Genomic DNA, 18,278 nt, shown 5'->3' on the forward strand with positions numbered 1-18,278 from the left:
GGGCGATACCGGGATCCACTGGATCCACGGTTGTCCATTACTACAAATGTTGGACTTAGATATAAATCTTCTTCTCAATGCACGGCATTGACGCCTATTACGATGCACGGCAATGCCGAAATACATTTATCCGGATCAGGCGATACATACAGTGATGCAATCATACCCTGCGGAGCTTGGCCGGATCACCGAACTACTCAGGAGCAATCCGCGCGGAATGTCTGTTGGCGAGATCGCTTCCACACTCGAAATCAACCGCAATACCGCCGCCCGATATCTCGATATGCTTCTTGTAGGGGGGCAGGTTGATAAACGGACATATGGGAAAGCAAAAGTCTACTTCCTCTCCCAGCGGATGCCGATACACGCAATGCTCAACAGCTCCTCAGATCTTGTGATGATACTCAATGCCGGCGGAGAGATCATCCAGGCGAATGATCAGATCCTCTCATTCTGCAACACTTCCCGTGATGATACACTCGGATATCCCCCGGAAAAGACTGCCCTTTCCATCTTCTCCCACCCGTCACTGAAGACCTGGATCAATGATCCAGGTAGGGAGAGCGGATCAAAGGAGGTGATTCGTCTGATGAGGGGTACACGGGAGCATTACTTCCGCCAGAAGATTATCCAGACTGTCTTTGATGACGGAGATCCCGGAGTTACAATCATTCTTGAAGAGATTACAGAACAGATTCTGGCTGAAGAGAAACTCAGGCAGAGCGAGGAGATGTTCCGGACTCTCGTCTCTGATATCAGCGATGTTATCTGGGCAGCTGACGAGAAAGGGGCAATCACCTACATCAGCCCCTGTGCCAAAACGGTCTGCGGTCTCTCCCCTGATGAGATGATCGGGTGCCGCTTCACCGATTTTATGAAAGATGAGGAGAAGAAACGGTTTCTTCGAACAATACAGCCATCCATATCCGCCCAAACGGCATGGCCCCTGGTTGAATGCACCTTTTTAAAGCCAGATGGGGAATCGATCGCAATCGAGCTTTCAGGAAACCCAATCATCATCAATGATGCCGAGAACCATCCTGTACTCCTTGGATACCGTGGGGCATTCAGGAATGTAACCGAACGGAACCGTGCTGTCAAGCATGTCCGGCAGTGGAAAGAGTTTCTTACATCAATTGTCGAGAATATCCCTGATATGGTCGCAGTTGAGGAGATGGATGATCATACCCTTGTCTTCTTCAACCTTGCCGCTGAGGAGTTTATCGGTTTTCCACGTGAGTTTCTGGTGGGGCAGAAACCTGACCGCATCTTCCCCGAAGATTATGCCGCCTTCTGGGCAAGCACAACTGAAAAAGTCGAGGCATCACAGGAAAGCCTTTCTGCAATCCAGCAGTTCTCACGCGGGAATGGATCAGATCCAAGGACGCTCCGGATGAAGAAGATACCACTCTTCTCAAGCAAAGGCCGGATGCGCTATATCCTCTCTATCATAACTGACATCACCGAGGAGAAACTTGCAGACGGCAGGCTTCCGATATCCTGATCCTGTAAAGTGCATAGGGACCCTCCAGAACTTTTTTACTCCTGAAGAACGAATTTCATCCATTATTTTAGAACAGGGAAGTGATCGGGAAGATCTGGAGGCATCCCCGGAATGCAGTATTCCAGCGGATGCTTCCGGGAGAGATCCAGAATATTTCTTTTTCGAGGAGATCTTTGAATCTTCACCAGAATGCATCCTCATTCTTGAAGGTGAGACCATTACCAGAGCCAATGCCGCATCAGGCGAGTTCTTCGGTATAGCACCTGACAAGCTTGCCGGGAAAACGCCGGCAGATCTCTCCCCTGCAATGCAGCCCGACGGCGAGTCTTCTTGTGTGAGGATGGAAAGGCTGCTGCTGAAGCGGATCCGTGGCCCGGTTAAATTCGGATGGATACACATAGCTGCAGGCGGGATAGAGAGGAAGACAGAGGTGATTCTGACGCCAGTCAGGGTGGGCAGACACAGCCGGATCATGGCAAATATCAGGGACATAACACCTCTCATCGATGCCCGGCAAAAGGTTCAATCCCAGTACCGCCTCCTCCAGATGACGAACACCATGATCATGGCGATGCATACCGAAGAGAAGATCGAGGATGCGCTCGCTGTTGTAGCAGATGAACTGAATACCCTCTTTGAGAATTCACTCATTACCATCTATATCACCAGCCCGGATTCAGAGGAAGCGCATCTCGCAGTCAGCAGAGGAGAACTCCCCGGACATAGAGAAAGCCAGGGGCATAACCGCCTTCCCACTACACAAGAGCCATATGCTACGGTATACCAGAGGGGAGATCCAATCTTCTGCGAGATCCACAACAGCAGGGTATCAGGTATCATCGGCAAAAATGAGATCTACAATCCAGACATCCCGACTGCTGTTGGGATCATCCCGCTCATCTCAGATGGGACGATCCATGGTTCTATCAATATCTTCACGCAGGGAAGAGAGGGATTTGATGCCGATGAACAGTCCCTCCTGGTAAATATCGGGAGAGAGATCGGCGGAGCAATCCGGTCTGGCATGATGCGGGATGAGCTGAAGGCGACAAATGATCTGGCACATCTCTTCCTTGATATCCTCGTCCATGATGTTAATAATGCCCATATGATCATCGGAGGGAGTCTTGAACTCCTGAAGGATGCGGAGGGCGAGGAGAAAGAGTCGTGTGTGAATCTCATCCGATCAACACTTGACACAGCAGCGGAGATCCACCAAAATGTCATGATGATCCGATCGATCCGCGAGGGTGGAGAGAAGAGCCAGAGACCGGTTCCCCTCGATGCTGTTATTCAGAGGGCAATTCCTCCCGGAATTAATGTCCATTTCGAGCCATCAGGCGCGGTTGTCTATGCCGATGAGCTCCTCTCAGGGATCTTCTATAATCTCTTCAGTAATGCAGTGAAATACGGCTGTGCTGATGCAGGAATTTGGATTTCTATCCGTGATGATATGGATGAGGTAACCGTCACAATTGAAGACAACGGGCCGGGGATTTCAGATACAGATAAAGAACAGCTCTTCTCAAGGAACCTGAGGATAGGATCAAAGAAGAAGGGGCTTGGGATAGGGCTGTATATCTGCATGACACTTGCCAGACGGTATGGCGGATCGATCAGGGTAACTGACAGGGTCGCCGGATGCCAGGAGGAGGGATCGGCATTCATCCTTACACTCAGGTCTGCCCGGGATGCCACGCTAAAATGACCCGCAATAATCTTAAAGAGCCAGGGTTTCTTCCCATCACGGAGAGGGAGAAAGAGCGCCTCGGGATTGATATCCTTGATATCATCATCGTCTCTGGCGATGCCTATGTGGATCATCCCTCATTTGCCGCTGCGATCCTCGGGCGGAATCTCTGGTCTGCCGGATATACTGTCGGGATCATTCCTCAGCCCGACTGGCAGCGCGATGAGGATTTTCTGGCACTTGGCATCCCCAGGCTCTTCTTTGCCGTATCCGCCGGGAATGTAGATTCAATGGTGAATGCGTACACCCCGAACAGGAAGAGAAGGCATAAGGATGCCTATTCATCAGGCGGGAGATTTAGACGTCCCGATCGTGCAACGATAGTCTATACGAACAGGCTCCGTTCGGTTGCCCGGAACACCGGTATCGTGATTGGAGGGATCGAGGCAAGCCTCAGGCGATTTGCACATTATGATTTCTGGTCTGATTCAGTCAGGCAGTCCATTCTGGCAGATGCCCCTGCTGATCTGCTCGTATACGGGATGGGCGAACGAACCCTGCGGCTGATCGCCGATCGGATGAGTGCAGGGGATCCGATCCGATCCATCCGGGATATTCCCGGCACCTGCTGGACGATGCCTATAGCTGAATGGAAGAGTTGTGATCGTGAAGATATAGTGATCCTCCCACATTATACAGATGTCCGGAAGAACAAGATCCGGTATGCAGAAGCATTTGCCGCCCATGCACAGGAACAGGACCCAATCCGGGGGTTCAGGATAGCCCAGCCACATCCAAAGACCGTGGTGATCCAGAACCCTCCTGCACTCCCGCCCGGCACCGCAGAACTTGATGCCATCTACGATCACCCGTTTGCCCGGGCTGCCCATCCCTCGTACCGGGAAGAGATCCCGGCACTTGAGCCGGTCAGATTCTCGGTCATCAGCCATCGGGGCTGTTTTGGGGACTGCTCCTTCTGTGCACTCGCCCATCATCAGGGGAGGATCATCTCAAGCCGGAGCGAAGATTCGATCGCAATCGAAGTGGAAAAAATCAGCAGGATGAAAACATTTCGGGGAACAATTCAGGATGTCGGGGGTCCATCTGCAAATATGTACGGCCTCTCGTGCCGCCAGTGGCAAAAGAACGGGACCTGCCCTGACCGATCCTGCGGGCCCGACTGCCCAAACCTCTCCACTGATCATACACAACTAATCTCACTTCTCAGGAGGGTCCGGCAGATTCCAGGGGTAAAACACGTCTTCTGTGGATCCGGGGTCAGGTTCGATCTCGCGCTTGCCGATCAATCCGGGTATTTAAGGGAACTCGTCCACCACCATGTCTCCGGCCAGTTGAAGGTGGCACCCGAACATATCTGCCCGCATGTGCTGGAACTGATGAACAAGCCAGGAAACGCTGCCTTTGAGGATTTCAGGAGGATTTTTCAGGAAAATCAGCCCCTCGACAAGAAGAAACAGTACCTGATCCCTTACTGGATCAGTTCGCATCCAGGATGCACAATTCCGGATATGATCGATCTCGCATGCTATATCAGGAGAACCGGACTTGCAACCGAACAGGTGCAGGATTTCACCCCGACGCCGATGACGAGGTCGACAACGATGTACCATACAGGAATTGATCCAAAGACGATGCAGAAGGTACACGTCCCCCGTGATCGCGAACGGAGGATCCAGCGGGCGCTGCTCAGGTACATGGATCCCGACAACGCCCCGCTTGTCAGGGAAGGGCTGCTCCTCTGTAACCGTGGCGATCTGATCGGGTATGGTTCGGAGAGCCTTGTTCCTCCTGAAAGAAGAGAAACTGCATTATCAGGGAAGCGATATAGATCATCATATGAAACGGATTCTCATCGCAGCGATCCTGATCGCCATACTCCTCGTTCCAGGCGGAGCCGCCCTTGAAGCGGTGATTGGCGAGACTCTTACATTAGCAGGAACCGCACCCGGAGCAACCACCATCTACCTCTTTATGACCGGGCCAAACCTTGATCCGGCTGGCGTTCCCCTGCATAATCCATTCCTCTCTGCAGCAGCCGGCCAATTTTCGACTGCCAGGGTATCATCATCTGGAAAATGGGAATACAAATGGAATACTGCCGGAATAGGGCTTGATGCAGGAACCTACACCGTTTTTGCGGTCAACCAGCCTCTTGACAGGCAAAACCTCCGCGATCCATCAGATTATTCCGTTATTCCGGTGACGCTCAGGAGTGGTACAATTACCACATCCCAGGCAATAGAAATACCAGAACCAAAGAGCAAGCTGGGATCACTCCAGGTAACTGTTGAGCCTTATGGCGCACGGGTAGATATTGACGGCGAGTATGCCGGAGAGACACCGCTTGGTATATCGCTCCCTGTCGGAGGACATGCCGTTGATATCTCGCATGAAGGCTACTATTCGTTTGGGATGAATGTGGTGATCTACGAGGGGGATACGACGTCAATCGAACGATCACTCAGACCAATCGAAACCCCGGAATCCCTGCCGACAGAGACGATCCCGCCGACACCGGAGGCTTCGGGATGGATGGTGGCTCTGTTTGGAGCTGCAATCTGCATAGGATATAGAATAACGCGTTAGCTACGCTGGGCATCTGCAAAGAAGCTCTCAAGAAGGCGCTTCATATCAAGCCAGAGGAGGAGGCGCTCGGTCTCCCCTTCATACCCCTCTTTCCGTATTTTTATGATCCCGCGGAGGTAGTCCGCCACCCGGTCACCATATCCTTCACAGGAGAGATCGATATCGGATTGCGGCACATGCATCACCGAATGGACGTCATCGACGATCATCCCCACATTGGAGCCCTGGGATGCATCTGGAACGAGGACGATGATCTTCCGCTCACCATCGTTCTGATCCTCAATGGAGAGGAGATGGTTTAAAGAGAGGATGGTGGTGATCTCACCCCGAAGGTTCATGATCCCTTTAATATAAGGAGGAGTACGTGGGATCTCGGTGATCGGCTTCATCTCGACGATCTCACGGACGAGCTGGATATCAAGTGCATAATGCTCCCCTCCAAGTTCAAACTCCACAATCTCGATATATCCATCCATGATAATCCTTCACCTTACCTTCACAGGGATAAAACCGGCGGAGCGGTTCGTATTGATGTATGTACACCATCCATATCTTATAAATTGATCCCGGAGAAAGATCCGATACTTTTATATTCACATATTTCGTTTCGTATATCGGGATATCCCATGCTGAAGATACGTTCGATTATTCTGGCTGCATTTGTAGTATTACTGTGTGCAGCGATCCCCGCTTCCGCCCAGGTCGGCGGAGATGTCGGGATCATTTCCGTCACCTCGGACCCTTCGGGAGCCGATGTGAATCTGGATGGACATTATGAAGGAAGAACTCCGATTGAGATCAAAATCTATACCACCGGCACACCGCCCGGTTCAATCATTGTTTCAAAGTCCGGATATAAGGCAAAAACTGTCTCTGCACCACACCCATCGGCAGGACAGACCGAATATGTCCATGTGTCACTCGAACCAATTGAACCAACACCGACTGTGATGATCGACGGCTACTTATCGATTGATTCCAGCCCGCGGGGTGCAACAATTCGTGTTGATGGCCGCTATGTCGGGACGACCCCTGTTACCACACAGGTAACCTCAGGGACAACACACCGCGTACAGGTGGAATATCCTGGATATGATTCGTGGTCAGCAGTCTATACAGCATACTCAGGACAGACCACCCAGGTCTATGCAAGCCTGACACCAACCCCCCAGACAACCGGCTACCTCTCGATCACCTCAAGCCCGTCCGGGGCCGATGTCTATGTTGACGGATCGTACCGGGGATATGCACCGATGACTGTCGGTAATCTCATTGTAGGGGCTCACACCCTCGAACTCAGGCTCTCCGGATACCAGAAATCCACACAGACGGTACAGATCTATTCCGGCCAGACAACAACCAAGAATGTAGTACTCTCACCAAGTACTCCAACAAGCGGTTCGGTTGCTGTCCAGTCATACCCCTCAGGCGCATCGATCTACCTCGACGGCAACTATCAGGGAAACACCTATCCAAACGATTACTTTGATATCATTGGTGTTGCAACCGGGACACACTCACTCATGCTGAGAAAACCCGGATATTATGACTATACCACAACCATCTCGGTCACCGGCGGCGGGATCAAGTATGTCAGCGGAACACTGACACCACAGACTGCACCTGCAACAACCGGCAAGGCGAATGTCATGTCCGGGCCATCCGGCGCAGAGGTTATTATCGACAACCTCTTCCGCGGGTATTCACCGGTGCTTGTGCCGGATCTCTCTACAGGAACCCATTCTATCACCCTGAAGATGTCAGGATACAGTGACTGGATGAGTTCATTTGATGTGACGGCAGGACAGACAACACAGATATCTGCTACACTCAGCCCGCAGCCTGCACCACCGGCGCCGACACCCTCAGGCAGTCTTCCGATCGCTGTTGTCGGAGCTGTCGGACTTCTTGGAGTACTCTTCTTCGTTTCACGACGAAGATAATCCATACGAACCTTTTTTTCCAATCAGGTACAATCTGCCGGACTGAGGCAGAATGGCACAACCAGATGATGATCGATCCGGTCGAGTCCGATCGATCATGACACCAATCGCACGAACGGTTTTACCCGATACTCCAATACGTGATCTCATCGAAATCGGATCAGTCGAGGGATGTGGGGACATTCCGGTAACAACACCGGAGGGTACATTTCTTGGCGTCATCACCCCGCTTGATCTGATCGGATCGATTATGCCTTCGGTCGGAATCCGGGGATCCGGGGCTGCACGATGCATCACCTGCCACCTGAAGAAGGAAGGTGCAACTGCCCGTGATCTGATGAGCAGGGGGCATATCACAATCCAGGAAGATGATTTTATCATGGATGCGATGCAGATGATGCAGCGGAACCGGCATGGGGATCTGATTGTCATCGATTCCCAAAACAAGGTGGTCGGAAGGATTGAGATATGCAGGATTATACAGCATCTCCGGATCGTCGGAGAGCTTTGAATCCCATCCTGAAGAAGATTGGAGCGATCAATACTGTTGCAATTACCATGATCGTCACGGTCGTATACAGGCCAGCGGTGATAATTCCGGCAGAGAGTGCAATTGATGCAACGACAAGCGCCACCTCTCCACGCGGACAGAGTCCGATACCGACGATGAGTGCACTTTGGTTGTCAGGAAGAAACGGCCTGGATCCGATATAGCCGCCGATGATCTTTCCTGAGAATGCAACCAGCACAAGAGGAATGAGAAGCGGATCAAGGAGGGTTTCAACAGAAAGCGTCAGTGAAAGCCCGATTGATGCAAAGAAGATGGTGATCAGAAATCCCATTCCCAGATCCGAGAGACTCCCCTCGATCGATCTATCAGGCCGGATCCGGTCACTCAGAGCAAGGCCTGCAAAAAAAGCACCTATAGCAAGGTGGAGACCGATAATATGGCTTGCTGCGGCTGATGCAAACGCGATGATTAAACTTGCCGAGTAGGCAGTTTCATGAGAGGCATGCCGCCGCACTGTTGCATACCACCGCCCGAGGATACGGCGGCCGCCTGTCACCATAAAGATGAGGAAGAGAAGGGCCAGAATTGCTGTGCCGGCAACCGAGGCAAGCCCACCACCAAGGGCAAAAGCTGAGAGCGTCGCAAGCAGGAGTATACCTATCAGATCATCGATGACGGCGCTTGTAATGATGATACTTCCAATAGGGGAAGAAATAGCATGTTCATCTACGAGCGCACGGACCGAGATCCCGATCGAGGTGATGGCAAGCGCTATACCGAGGAAGACGGAGGTGATTGTATCCATACCGATGAGATATCCAAGACCAAAACCGGATGCAAAGGGGATAATAACACCACAAAGAGCGGTTAATGTACCGGCTTTTTCTGCTGAAGCGAGGTTTTTTAGATCGGTATCAATACCCGAGAGGAAGAGGAGGACGATCAGCCCGAGATCCGATAAAGCGGTGATCACTTCATTTGGTTCAATGATCCCAAGGAGCGAGGGGCCAAGGATCAGTCCGGCTGTAATCTCACCGACAAGCGCGGGATATCCGGCCCTTTCAACAATTTCCCCTGCACCTTTTGCGACAAGAAGAAGGATTACGATCTCGAGCACTACAAACATTGATACTCTGCCATCTCCGGGATAAGGTAAAAAACCTTGCCGACCCATTCCGGAGTAGCTATGACAGGGAGGCATACATCAGGCCGGGATGCCTATACGCTCCTCTCGGCATATGGCGTACCGGTGCCACAGGATGGTATTGCGACAAACCAAGACGAGGCTGTGGAGATTGCCAGAAGGATCGGGTTTCCGGTTGTATTGAAGATCGAGTCACCGGATATCCTGCATAAGAGCGATGTTGCCGGAGTACTGCCTGGGATTTCGGATGAAGAAGGGGCGCGGCGGGGATATGCCGAGCTGACCTACAGGGCGGGGACTCTCCGGCCCGATGCAGAGATCACGGGGGTCCGGATAGAGGAGCAGGCAGCACCGGGCCTGGAGATCCTGATTGGGGGAGCAACCGATCCGGCATTTGGAAAAACGATCACTGTCGGGCTCGGCGGAAAACTGGTAGAGCTTCTTGGGGATACAAGCATCCGGATCCTCCCAATCGACAGAGAGGAGATCCGCTCGATGATCCGGGAGATCCGGGGATACCACCTGATAAAAGGATTTCGTGACGAGCCTCCACGAGACGAAGAGGCGCTTCTTTCTGCAATTGAGAGAGCAGCAGCACTATTCCTCGATCACCCCGAATTCACCGAGTTTGATATCAACCCCTTAATCCTCTATGATGATGGATGTATCGCTGTTGATGCCCGGTTCATCGCCGGGGAGGCGCATGAGGAGGAGGGGATCTCTGTCCGGCCGCTTGATCCCGCCATACTGAAACCCCGGTCAATTGCAGTCGTCGGCGCAAGCCCTGACCAGGGGAAGATCGGATATACGATCACGAGAAACCTCCTCTCATTTCCGGGATCGCTCTATCCGGTGAATCCAAAACACGAGCAGATCCTTGGAAGGAAGGCATATCCAAGGGTAACAGACATTCCCGGATCCCTTGATATGGTGGTGATAGCGGTGCCTGCGGCGGTAGTGCCATCGATCATTGCTGACTGTGCCAAAAAAAATGTGAAGACGGCGGTTATCATATCATTCGGGTTCCGGGAGTCAGGAGAAGAAGGAAGGCGGCTTGAAGAGGAGATAGTCAGTATAGCACGAACCGGGGGGCTCCGGATCGTGGGACCAAACAGCCTTGGAATCATGGTGCCGCCGGAGCAGATCAACACCACATTCAGCAACAATTCCGCAAGCCCCGGACCATGTGGATTCATCTCCCAGAGCGGGGCATTGATTACGACGATTGTGGACTGGAGCGTTACCGAGGATATCGGGTTTTCTGCTGTGATCAGTGCAGGAAATCAGTCGGATATCAGCTTTGTCGATTACATCGACCTCCTTGCCCGTGATGAGAAGACCAGGGTAATCCTCCTGTATATCGAGGAGATTCGTGAGGGTAAGCGGTTTCTTGAGACTGTGGCACGGGTATCAGCTGAAAAACCCATTGTTGCGATCAAGGCAGGCAGCTCCAGGATCGGCCGGGCAGCTGCGGCATCCCATACCGGTTCGCTTTCCGGAGACTACCAGACCTATCGAGCGGCATTCCGGCAGGCAGGAGTTGTTCCTGCCGACTCGATCAGGTCCGCCTTCCAGATAGGGGGTATACTCGCAGGGCAGGGCGTTCCAGGAGGGAGGAGGGCTGTTGTCGTTACAAGTGCAGGAGGGTTTGCTGTTCTCTCATCAGATTATGCCGAGAGAAATGGCATAGATCTCGTCCCTCTCCCCGAAAAAGTACATGCAGAGATGGATGCAATCCTCCCGCCGGGATGGAGCGGCAGAAACCCGATTGATATGATCGGTGACTCAACTGCGGGGCGGTTTGCCCGTGTCTTTGATATTCTCCTTGAAAATCAGGAATTCTGGGATAGTGTGATTATCATATCCGCTCCGACTGCAATCGCAGATCCAAAACAGCTGGCACTTGAGATCGTGCGGTTTTCAGAACATACCAAGAATATGGTGCTAGCCGCTCTGCCGGGAGGCGATTCCGTGAAGCCCGGCTTCCCGGTCCTGAGGAGAGGCGGAGTGCCGGCTTTCTCTGAAGTAGAAGATCTCTTCAGATCAGTCGGGGAGATCCTTCTGACAACACGGCGCGGCTGATTCAGTGGTGAAGCGGAGACTTAAGGGCACGGGGGAGAGCCTCTTTACTGGTTACCACAACAGATGAGCGCTCAAGCATCAGGTTCACATGTTCGTTCTGTCCAACATGCCTGAAATCGGTTCTGAGGGAAACAACAGGAATCCCTTTCGCATACGCATATCCAATCTCCCATGCGCAACCAGAGTCGGCATCAGCTCCATCAATTATAGCAACTATCCAGTCTGTTTTTTGAAGGGCATCACAATGAGACCGGAAGATATGATCTATTGCATCCCGATTCCGGCTTGCTGAATCCAGACCCACCTCCTGGGGAAGATACACCTCAAAACAATGGGTCGCAAGCAGATCCCTGATCAATTCATTGTACTTTCGTTCTGCTTCGGTGAAGAGCGGTGACGCGAGATAGACCCTGTACCGTGCGAAATCAAACGCATCTATGGCCGGTATTTCCGGGAACCGGGAGAGAAACACACCCCTGTGAGTTAATTTTTCTTCCGGGCCGTACCATGTGGTGTTCACGCCGCAGGTGGGTGATGAATCTGCCCCGATGATACAGAGTGGCTCCCCACGCTGGAGAATGATCTGCCGCACCTCAATTTCGAGCCGATCGATGATGAGTTCAAATTCAGGGGTATTCAGCCGCTCTGTGAATGTTCCGGGAGTCCGGTTCTTTCCGAGATAGAGCGTCTCTGCGCAGGGGAGCGCTACAACCTCAAGCCCGAATGCCGAGCACCGTTTCAGGCAGGCAGCATATGCCCTGAGATCCTCGTCCCGCGTAATTCCTTCAGCCCGGAGCGAGGGATCGAGGATACAGGGTGCAACCATCACATACATAGAGTCAGTATTGGAACTGATCATTGATGGATTGATCGCGGTGCTTGATGTGATATGAAGATTAGACACTACTATCATGATCCCTCTCATCTCATACCGCGACAACACCTGCGATCCCAGGAAATGTACGATCAAGCGGCTCGAGCGGTATGGACTTGTCAGGATTGTCCCGACATTCCGGCAGGTACCAAAAGGGACGCTCCTCCTTGATCCGACAGCCGGGGTTGTCATATCGCCTGCCGACCGGATATGGATCCGTTCGATCACCGCCCTCGACTGTTCATGGGAGGTGCTTGAACGGGAAGAGCTCTCACAGTTCCGTGGGCGGAGGGCACTTCCGTTTCTGGTCGCAGCAAATCCGGTAAATTTCGGAAAGCCTTTTGTCCTCTCATCAGTCGAAGCGCTTGCCGCGGCATTGATCATCCTCGGTGAGCGCAATCAGGCAGAACTGATCCTTTCAAAAGTGCCGTTTGGTATCCGGTTCCTCGAAGTGAATGCCGAGCCGCTTGCAGAGTATGCAGCAGCTGTGGATAGTGCCGGAGTGCTCGCTGTGCAGGCTGAATACCTCTGATTACGGCTCGCCTTTCTCTGCTTCAAGCTCGGGATCGATCTCTTTTCTGATCCAGCAGACGAGATCTTTCATATCAATCTCCTTCTTGTACTGGTTCTCGATCACAAGGTACAGGATCAGCCCGGCTGCCGTGACCACCGACATCGGAAGGAGTGTTGCGCGAATGACGTCTAAAATCTCTGTAAAAGGAGTTCCAATCGTAAAAAGCGGCAGGATCACCAGGATATGAAGCGCTTCAGCTGCTACCCCGAGGATAGCGAGACGGAGCGGCGTGAGCGGCAGCCACCGCCTCCCGGCGAGACCACCCAGTATTCCGGCGACAATCGTTGCAACCGCACAGGGAAGAGCGGTCCAGCCCCCAAGCGAGTACCGGTAGAGACCGCCGATTGCACCGGCTGCCGCCCCGGCTATGGGGCCTCCGATGAGTCCGGCGAGGATCGGGCCGAGATCCCGGAAATTCAGGAGGACTCCTTCAAAGTTAAAACCCCGGAATGTTCCATAAATTGAGAGTGTTCCAAAGATAAGAATCAGCCAGAGGAGATCGGTTTTATTTGCAACCCCCTTCCTGAATGCCGATGCAAGATCTGATCTGACAAAGACAAAAAGAACGAGAAGAACCATGGCAAGCCGCTCCATCAACGGAACCCCAAATGCCAGGATCGTCGCCTCTTCGAGAAGAGCGACGAGGAGGAATACCCCTGATCCGATCGCCATCACAGCAAGCCAGATACGGGATCCCCGATGTTCCCTTGGAAGATTATTATCGATATAGATCAACGCAAAGCCGATGACCGCAAAGAGGATCGATGAGACGACAGAGACATTCTTGATAACTGCTTCCGGGCGTCCGATGAAGATTGCAGCCATGATGATCACAGAGAAAGCAAGAAGGATCAGCCTGTAGAGTTTCTTTGCCGGTATCTGAATACCACCCGCTTCACGGAGAATTCCACAGACTGCACGCGCACGCCCGTCCATACCGGAGATTGCAGCACCCGCAAGTAGTATGAACGAAGAAAGGACAAATACCGGAGCTGCAAGGGGTATTGTCATAAAGAGATGTGTTGAGACGGCAATAGCCGAGATGACCTCTTCATTCATGTGGTGGATTGAAGGCTGTACCCGGCCCCTATCGCCAGGAATACAAAACTCATGAGGCCGATAAGCCCAAATCCGATTAAGAGATCGGTTTTGACAATCCGCATCTTCTCGGGAAGATCGGTGATGCAGGGTTTTCCACCGGTCTTCTCATGAAGCCAGACCGAATAGAGGAGGAGGTTTAATCCTGCGCCAACCGCTCCAAGAAGGGCCATGATCTCGATATAATAGTGGGGATCCAGATGCGGAATGAGTCCTGCTGCAACCTCGGTTACCGGAACATGAAGGGCAAGAAGGCTGAAGAGTATACCGATAAAGAGGAGGATCATCATCCCGATGATCACCCGCTCCAGCCGCTCATAGCTTCCTTTCCAGAGGATAAAGAGGATCAGGGCAAGCGTTGCAATCGCGATTACCTGGATCGGGATCTCGAAGGGGAGCAGGTAATAGAGGAAATGCGCTGCGATGATGAGGAATCCCCCATATGCAAGCATCTCGAGGATATAGATGATCGTGATGAAGGTGACTTCCCAGTTCCGTGGCCCGGGAATTGACCGAAGACCTGAGAAGATCGTCTTTCCTGTAGAAAGTGTATATCGGGCGATCCCATATGCAAAGGCATACTTATAGATGAGCGCGACTGCAAAGACCCAGAGGAGGCCATAGCCGGTATGCAGCCCGGCATTGATGATCTCAACAAGCCCCGATTCGCCTGATACCTCAAGTGCAAGGATAAAGACCGGACCTAGAAAAAAGAAGCGTTCCGCAAGCTGCCTTCGGAAAGAAGTGATTAAGGCGGGAAGGGATGTTTGGATCTGCACCCAGTACTATTGTCATTTGTGTAATATAAGATCCGATCAGATACGCACCATATATCCGGCTGATCTGATCATCCTGATGACCGCATCATCCCACTGGGAATCGGAGAGCCGTTCAAGATTATGAGCTTTTTCTGCGAAAATACTGAGCAGAACGGGATCATCTGAAGCAAGATGTCGTGATTCCATGATCCTCCCTGCCCGCCTCCCGCCACCATCAAGGATGAGCATACGCCAGCACCCATAATCGCGGCAGATATCAGGGCGGGTTGCATGAACGCAGCAGTAGCCTTTCTCTTCCTTTTGTATGAAACGGAAGAAGGGGCATGCCTGGGGGCGGTTGGTGAAGGTGTTCTTCTCAAGTTTTTCATCAAGAAAGAGGGCTGTTTTATCGGGATCGATCGTGACCGTTGTCCTCTCGCCCGAATAGCGGTTCCTGACGACATACCGGAGATTGCCAAGATCAGATTCTATTACATGGACAATGCCAAGGTGGCTACAACAGTCGCCGCACTGGCTGCATTCAAATGACAGGTCTATCCCTCCATACCTACTCTCATGCATCTATCCCAAAGACCCAGATTGCCCATCCAAAGGCTTCCCTCCCATAAACAAGATATTCATCCTGGATTTTACAGAGGTACTCTTCCATCTCTTCCCTATCAGGATCTGAAGGGTGCTCGTCAAGCCATCGGATGCATTGCTGCCAGATGGCACTCTCATAGCGGTCATGGTCGTCAGGAGATGCCCTGATCACTCCACGTAACCTGAGCCCGAGGTCACGGGCAGCAGCGACAAGACCGTACTCGGTTGGGATCTCCTGCCACTGGACGGCAAATTCGGGTGGAACGCGATCACTCTGCCAGTACCGATCCCCGATAACAATGATGCCACCGGGTTTGGTGAGAGACTCAAGGTGAGCGATTGCCGGGACTGCTCCCCCGAATATAAAGGCAGAGCCAATTGCAACAGTACAGTCAGCGGCTTCTTCCGGCTCCCACACGGCGGCATCCCTTTCGATGATCTGAATCAGATCTGTTGCGCCTTTTTCAGCGATTGCTCTTTTTCCTGCCTCAACAGACTCTTTTCGCAGTTCGACACCGGTTCCTTTGATTGTATATGCGTCATGCCAGAATGAGAGGAGCGTTCCATTTCCGCAGCCGAGATCGTATACAACATCACCTTTCCTGATCCCGGCAAGCTCTCCTGCATGCAGAATCATCTCTCGCGTAACCGGATTCATCAGGGAGAGGTGTGACTGGGCAATTGTTTCGATCTCAAACGGGTGCATGGTACTTCCTCATCTCCTGATTATATTCTTCTTCCGGAAAAAAGTGAGTGGATAATGATCACCCGATTGTAACCTCTTCATCAAAAAGCAGCATATGTTCCGGTGAGAGCCTGCCGAGCACCGCAAGCGAGTAGGTGCGGAAGAATGTGATGAACGGCACCGAGATCAGGAGTACTACCGGAATTGCGATGATAAGGTAGGGAATTGCCAATAGAAGGAGGAGATGGATGTTTGCAATCTGTATCACGGCATACAGTACAAATCCGATCACTGCAAAGGGAATGGCAAGTATCGCAAGTGCCAGGAGGGTCAGGATAATGAGAACAAAACCCCCACCCAGTGCCGCGAGGAACCGGACGACGAGGTAGATGATCCCCTGCATCCATTGGGTGCTTATAATTCCATAGAACTCCCTCCATCCATCAATCACGCCACAATCGTTCTCGATCATGATCGGCACCACAAAATCTATGGTGATCAGCTGGATAATGCCGATGATGACCGCTGTTACCAGGATGATCGGAAGGAATACAAGGAGGGAAAATGCCAGTGAGATGCCGCCTGCCGGACCCGCGATACCTCCGGCTATGATGATAAGCGGTATGATAAGTGCGGCAAGAAGCAGCAGGAAGAGAAGCGCAACTCCAATTTCAAAAAGGAAGACCCTTCCCCCCTTCTCTGCACGCGGCCAGAAGTAGTGCCGTATCTTTACATCCCCTGTTCGTATGCAGTCAACAAAGACGAACTGGATGATCGATCCGATCAGCATGAAGAGAAGGGCGAGAGCTATGATCAGGAGGATGATGGCGATGATAAGCCCGGCCATATCCGGCAGTGCATCGGGAACAATAAAACCATCGAAAGCATCTGAGGGAAAGTCGCTTTCTGAGGACCATGCCGGCTGCGGGAACCCGGCGCCACCCCAGCCGATGAAGAGGGAGATAAGGGCGATGCGGAGCCAGACTCCTTTCCTGAAGGGCCAGAGGAGATCCCGCGTGCGCCTGATCGCTGAATCGATCTCAGAGAGGGCAAAATACTCTGTCATTGTTCAACCGTTCGTTTCGGTTTAAGATAAAGATGATGAGAAGAGGAGGGGGAGATAGGGAGATCTGCTTCACCGGGATTCATCGGGTGCATCATTGAGATCATCAAAGAAGTCGGATGTAACCAGATCATCCAGGTCACCCAGATCGTCCAGGCTGACATCTTCGCGCCTTTGCCCGGGAAAGAGCTTTGCCATCAGCATATCAGAGAGCTTCCGCAGCCTCTCCCCCATCACTTTTACCTGTGTTGTATCATGAATGTGAACGGCATACTTGGCAACGGTTCCATCGGTATCGAAGATTGGATGAATGCCGATATCATACCAGGATCCCGCAAACTCTTCTTCGTACTTCAGCGAATAGTTCAGAATTGGCGGCAGCGTTTTGCCTCCCATCGTCGGGGAGAGATACCCGGATTCAACCATCTCTGATACCGCAGATCCAATAAGCTCGTCAATCTCTCTTCCGGCACGTTTTGCGAGGGCTTCATTTACGGCAAGGAACAATCCACTCTTATCCATGACAAAATGGAGATCATGGGTCTCGTTGAGGAGTACGCGGATGATCTCTGCCTGTTCGCGGACAATCCTCTCCATCGCATGCTTGTAAAAAGCCATCTCGATGGTAGTCTTCAGCTCCTGCTCACGGACGGGTTTCAGGATATACCCAAACGGCTCCGTAAGTTTAGCTTCATTAATATACTGATCATCCGAGAACGCTGTCAGAAAAATGACTGGAATCTTATAGCTCATCCGTATCTCTTCAGCAGCCTCAATTCCGCTCATCTCCCCGGCAAGCATAATATCCATCAGGATAAGATCAGGGTGGAGCTCACCTGCTTTTTGTACTGCCAGTTCTCCTGTCGGGGCAACCCCGCAGATGGAGTATCCCATATCCTCAAGGCTGCTCTTCAATGCCATCGCGGTGATGGCTTCATCTTCAACGATCATTATAGTAGCTTTCGTCAAACTGATCCTCCTCCTTCAGAGTCAACAGGGAAGATGATCTCAAATGGTAACTGGTCAGCTATACCTGTAAGCCACAGTGGGCATGAAGGGTTCTCTCCTGAATGCTCCTTTGATGGCGGCAAGTACTGACCCCTCATTCTTCTTCACAGTTGAGATATACCCTCTTACCCGGC

General features: G+C 52.1%; 17 protein-coding genes. 8 read left to right on the plus strand and 9 right to left on the minus strand.

Translation table 11 applies throughout. The annotated features are described in order from the left end of the window. Window positions 1-154 precede the first annotated feature (154 nt). The 4 genes from FTO68_RS09650 to FTO68_RS09665 are packed head-to-tail and all read left to right on the plus strand — an operon-like array spanning window position 155 to window position 5,801. Entirely contained in the window at window positions 155-1,504 is a 1,350-nt protein-coding gene (locus FTO68_RS09650) for a PAS domain S-box protein (protein ID WP_255333193.1), read from the plus strand. Continuing rightward, entirely contained in the window at window positions 1,476-3,212 is a 1,737-nt protein-coding gene (locus tag FTO68_RS09655; RefSeq protein ID WP_255333194.1) for a sensor histidine kinase, read from the plus strand. Before FTO68_RS09650 ends, FTO68_RS09655 begins: the two co-directional genes overlap by 29 nt. After that, the gene (locus tag FTO68_RS09660) at window positions 3,209-5,119 is read left to right on the plus strand and encodes a YgiQ family radical SAM protein (protein WP_255333195.1); all 1,911 of its coding nucleotides are present in this window, start codon (window positions 3,209-3,211) and stop codon (window positions 5,117-5,119) included. Before FTO68_RS09655 ends, FTO68_RS09660 begins: the two co-directional genes overlap by 4 nt. Continuing rightward, window positions 5,052-5,801: a PEGA domain-containing protein gene (locus tag FTO68_RS09665; protein ID WP_255333196.1), complete on the plus strand. Its 750-nt coding sequence runs from the start codon at window positions 5,052-5,054 to the stop codon at window positions 5,799-5,801. The genes FTO68_RS09660 and FTO68_RS09665 overlap by 68 nt, the downstream gene beginning before the upstream one ends. On the opposite strand, the gene FTO68_RS09670 is transcribed toward FTO68_RS09665, so the two are convergent. Further along, on the minus strand, window positions 5,798-6,277 hold the full coding sequence (locus FTO68_RS09670; protein ID WP_255333197.1) for a chemotaxis protein CheW: 480 nt from the start codon (window positions 6,275-6,277) through the stop codon (window positions 5,798-5,800). The genes FTO68_RS09665 and FTO68_RS09670 overlap by 4 nt on opposite strands. Window positions 6,278-6,427: 150 nt before the next feature. On the opposite strand from FTO68_RS09670, the gene FTO68_RS09675 reads away from it, so the two are divergent. Then, window positions 6,428-7,744: a PEGA domain-containing protein gene (locus FTO68_RS09675; RefSeq protein WP_255333198.1), complete on the plus strand. Its 1,317-nt coding sequence runs from the start codon at window positions 6,428-6,430 to the stop codon at window positions 7,742-7,744. 52 nt (window positions 7,745-7,796) lie between these two features. Then, window positions 7,797-8,255: a CBS domain-containing protein gene (locus tag FTO68_RS09680; RefSeq protein ID WP_255333199.1), complete on the plus strand. Its 459-nt coding sequence runs from the start codon at window positions 7,797-7,799 to the stop codon at window positions 8,253-8,255. On the opposite strand, the gene FTO68_RS09685 is transcribed toward FTO68_RS09680, so the two are convergent. Further along, a complete protein-coding gene (locus FTO68_RS09685) occupies window positions 8,221-9,381 on the minus strand; it encodes a cation:proton antiporter (protein WP_255333200.1) in 1,161 nt (386 codons plus the stop codon). The genes FTO68_RS09680 and FTO68_RS09685 overlap by 35 nt on opposite strands. Before the next feature lie 60 nt (window positions 9,382-9,441). Between FTO68_RS09685 and FTO68_RS09690 the strand changes: the two genes are divergently transcribed. Continuing rightward, window positions 9,442-11,481 (plus strand): acetate--CoA ligase family protein, encoded by a 2,040-nt coding sequence (locus tag FTO68_RS09690; RefSeq protein ID WP_255333201.1) that lies wholly within the window; start codon window positions 9,442-9,444, stop codon window positions 11,479-11,481. 1 nt (window position 11,482) lies between these two features. Here FTO68_RS09690 and FTO68_RS09695 read toward each other — a convergent pair whose 3' ends face one another. Beyond that, complete coding sequence (locus tag FTO68_RS09695; protein WP_368659896.1) at window positions 11,483-12,394, minus strand: nucleoside 2-deoxyribosyltransferase; 912 nt, start codon at window positions 12,392-12,394, stop codon at window positions 11,483-11,485. Here FTO68_RS09695 and FTO68_RS09700 point away from each other — a divergent pair. Further along, window positions 12,393-12,887 (plus strand): DUF367 family protein, encoded by a 495-nt coding sequence (locus FTO68_RS09700; protein ID WP_255333202.1) that lies wholly within the window; start codon window positions 12,393-12,395, stop codon window positions 12,885-12,887. The two genes, FTO68_RS09695 and FTO68_RS09700, sit on opposite strands and share 2 nt — an antisense overlap. On the opposite strand, the gene FTO68_RS09705 is transcribed toward FTO68_RS09700, so the two are convergent. From FTO68_RS09705 to FTO68_RS09730, 6 genes are all read right to left on the minus strand, one after another. Further along, complete coding sequence (locus FTO68_RS09705; protein ID WP_255333203.1) at window positions 12,888-13,988, minus strand: LytS/YhcK type 5TM receptor domain-containing protein; 1,101 nt, start codon at window positions 13,986-13,988, stop codon at window positions 12,888-12,890. It abuts the gene before it with no gap. Then, window positions 13,985-14,806 carry an Nramp family divalent metal transporter gene (locus FTO68_RS09710; RefSeq protein WP_255333204.1) on the minus strand — a complete coding sequence of 274 codons (822 nt, stop codon included), beginning with the start codon at window positions 14,804-14,806 and terminating at the stop codon, window positions 13,985-13,987. The genes FTO68_RS09705 and FTO68_RS09710 overlap by 4 nt, the downstream gene beginning before the upstream one ends. Before the next feature lie 36 nt (window positions 14,807-14,842). Further along, window positions 14,843-15,367, minus strand: coding sequence for a YkgJ family cysteine cluster protein (locus FTO68_RS09715; protein WP_255333205.1), 525 nt, complete (start codon window positions 15,365-15,367; stop codon window positions 14,843-14,845). After that, window positions 15,360-16,094 (minus strand): SAM-dependent methyltransferase, encoded by a 735-nt coding sequence (locus tag FTO68_RS09720; protein WP_255333206.1) that lies wholly within the window; start codon window positions 16,092-16,094, stop codon window positions 15,360-15,362. Before FTO68_RS09720 ends, FTO68_RS09715 begins: the two co-directional genes overlap by 8 nt. Before the next feature lie 58 nt (window positions 16,095-16,152). After that, window positions 16,153-17,139, minus strand: a complete 987-nt coding sequence (locus FTO68_RS09725) for a DUF7544 domain-containing protein (protein ID WP_255333207.1) — start codon at window positions 17,137-17,139, stop codon at window positions 16,153-16,155. 69 nt (window positions 17,140-17,208) lie between these two features. Next, the gene (locus tag FTO68_RS09730; protein ID WP_255333208.1) at window positions 17,209-18,105 is read right to left on the minus strand and encodes a response regulator; all 897 of its coding nucleotides are present in this window, start codon (window positions 18,103-18,105) and stop codon (window positions 17,209-17,211) included. Window positions 18,106-18,278: the final 173 nt, after the last annotated feature.

It is taken from the genome of Methanocalculus taiwanensis, assembly GCF_024372745.1.
Taxonomy (GTDB): domain Archaea; phylum Halobacteriota; class Methanomicrobia; order Methanomicrobiales; family Methanocorpusculaceae; genus Methanocalculus; species Methanocalculus taiwanensis.

What these genes read in the sequence shown, in the direction of transcription:
- FTO68_RS09650 (WP_255333193.1), top strand. Translation starts at nt 155, where the DNA reads ATGCAATCATACCCTGCGGAGCTTGGCCGGATCACCGAACTACTCAGG.
- FTO68_RS09660 (WP_255333195.1), top strand. Translation starts at nt 3,209, where the DNA reads ATGACCCGCAATAATCTTAAAGAGCCAGGGTTTCTTCCCATCACGGAG.
- FTO68_RS09665 (WP_255333196.1), top strand. Translation starts at nt 5,052, where the DNA reads ATGAAACGGATTCTCATCGCAGCGATCCTGATCGCCATACTCCTCGTT.
- FTO68_RS09670 (WP_255333197.1), bottom strand. Translation starts at nt 6,277, where the DNA reads ATGGATGGATATATCGAGATTGTGGAGTTTGAACTTGGAGGGGAGCAT.
- FTO68_RS09675 (WP_255333198.1), top strand. Translation starts at nt 6,428, where the DNA reads ATGCTGAAGATACGTTCGATTATTCTGGCTGCATTTGTAGTATTACTG.
- FTO68_RS09680 (WP_255333199.1), top strand. Translation starts at nt 7,797, where the DNA reads ATGGCACAACCAGATGATGATCGATCCGGTCGAGTCCGATCGATCATG.
- FTO68_RS09685 (WP_255333200.1), bottom strand. Translation starts at nt 9,381, where the DNA reads ATGTTTGTAGTGCTCGAGATCGTAATCCTTCTTCTTGTCGCAAAAGGT.
- FTO68_RS09690 (WP_255333201.1), top strand. Translation starts at nt 9,442, where the DNA reads ATGACAGGGAGGCATACATCAGGCCGGGATGCCTATACGCTCCTCTCG.
- FTO68_RS09700 (WP_255333202.1), top strand. Translation starts at nt 12,393, where the DNA reads ATGATCCCTCTCATCTCATACCGCGACAACACCTGCGATCCCAGGAAA.
- FTO68_RS09695 (WP_368659896.1), bottom strand. Translation starts at nt 12,394, where the DNA reads ATGATAGTAGTGTCTAATCTTCATATCACATCAAGCACCGCGATCAAT.
- FTO68_RS09705 (WP_255333203.1), bottom strand. Translation starts at nt 13,988, where the DNA reads ATGAATGAAGAGGTCATCTCGGCTATTGCCGTCTCAACACATCTCTTT.
- FTO68_RS09715 (WP_255333205.1), bottom strand. Translation starts at nt 15,367, where the DNA reads ATGCATGAGAGTAGGTATGGAGGGATAGACCTGTCATTTGAATGCAGC.
- FTO68_RS09720 (WP_255333206.1), bottom strand. Translation starts at nt 16,094, where the DNA reads ATGCACCCGTTTGAGATCGAAACAATTGCCCAGTCACACCTCTCCCTG.
- FTO68_RS09725 (WP_255333207.1), bottom strand. Translation starts at nt 17,139, where the DNA reads ATGACAGAGTATTTTGCCCTCTCTGAGATCGATTCAGCGATCAGGCGC.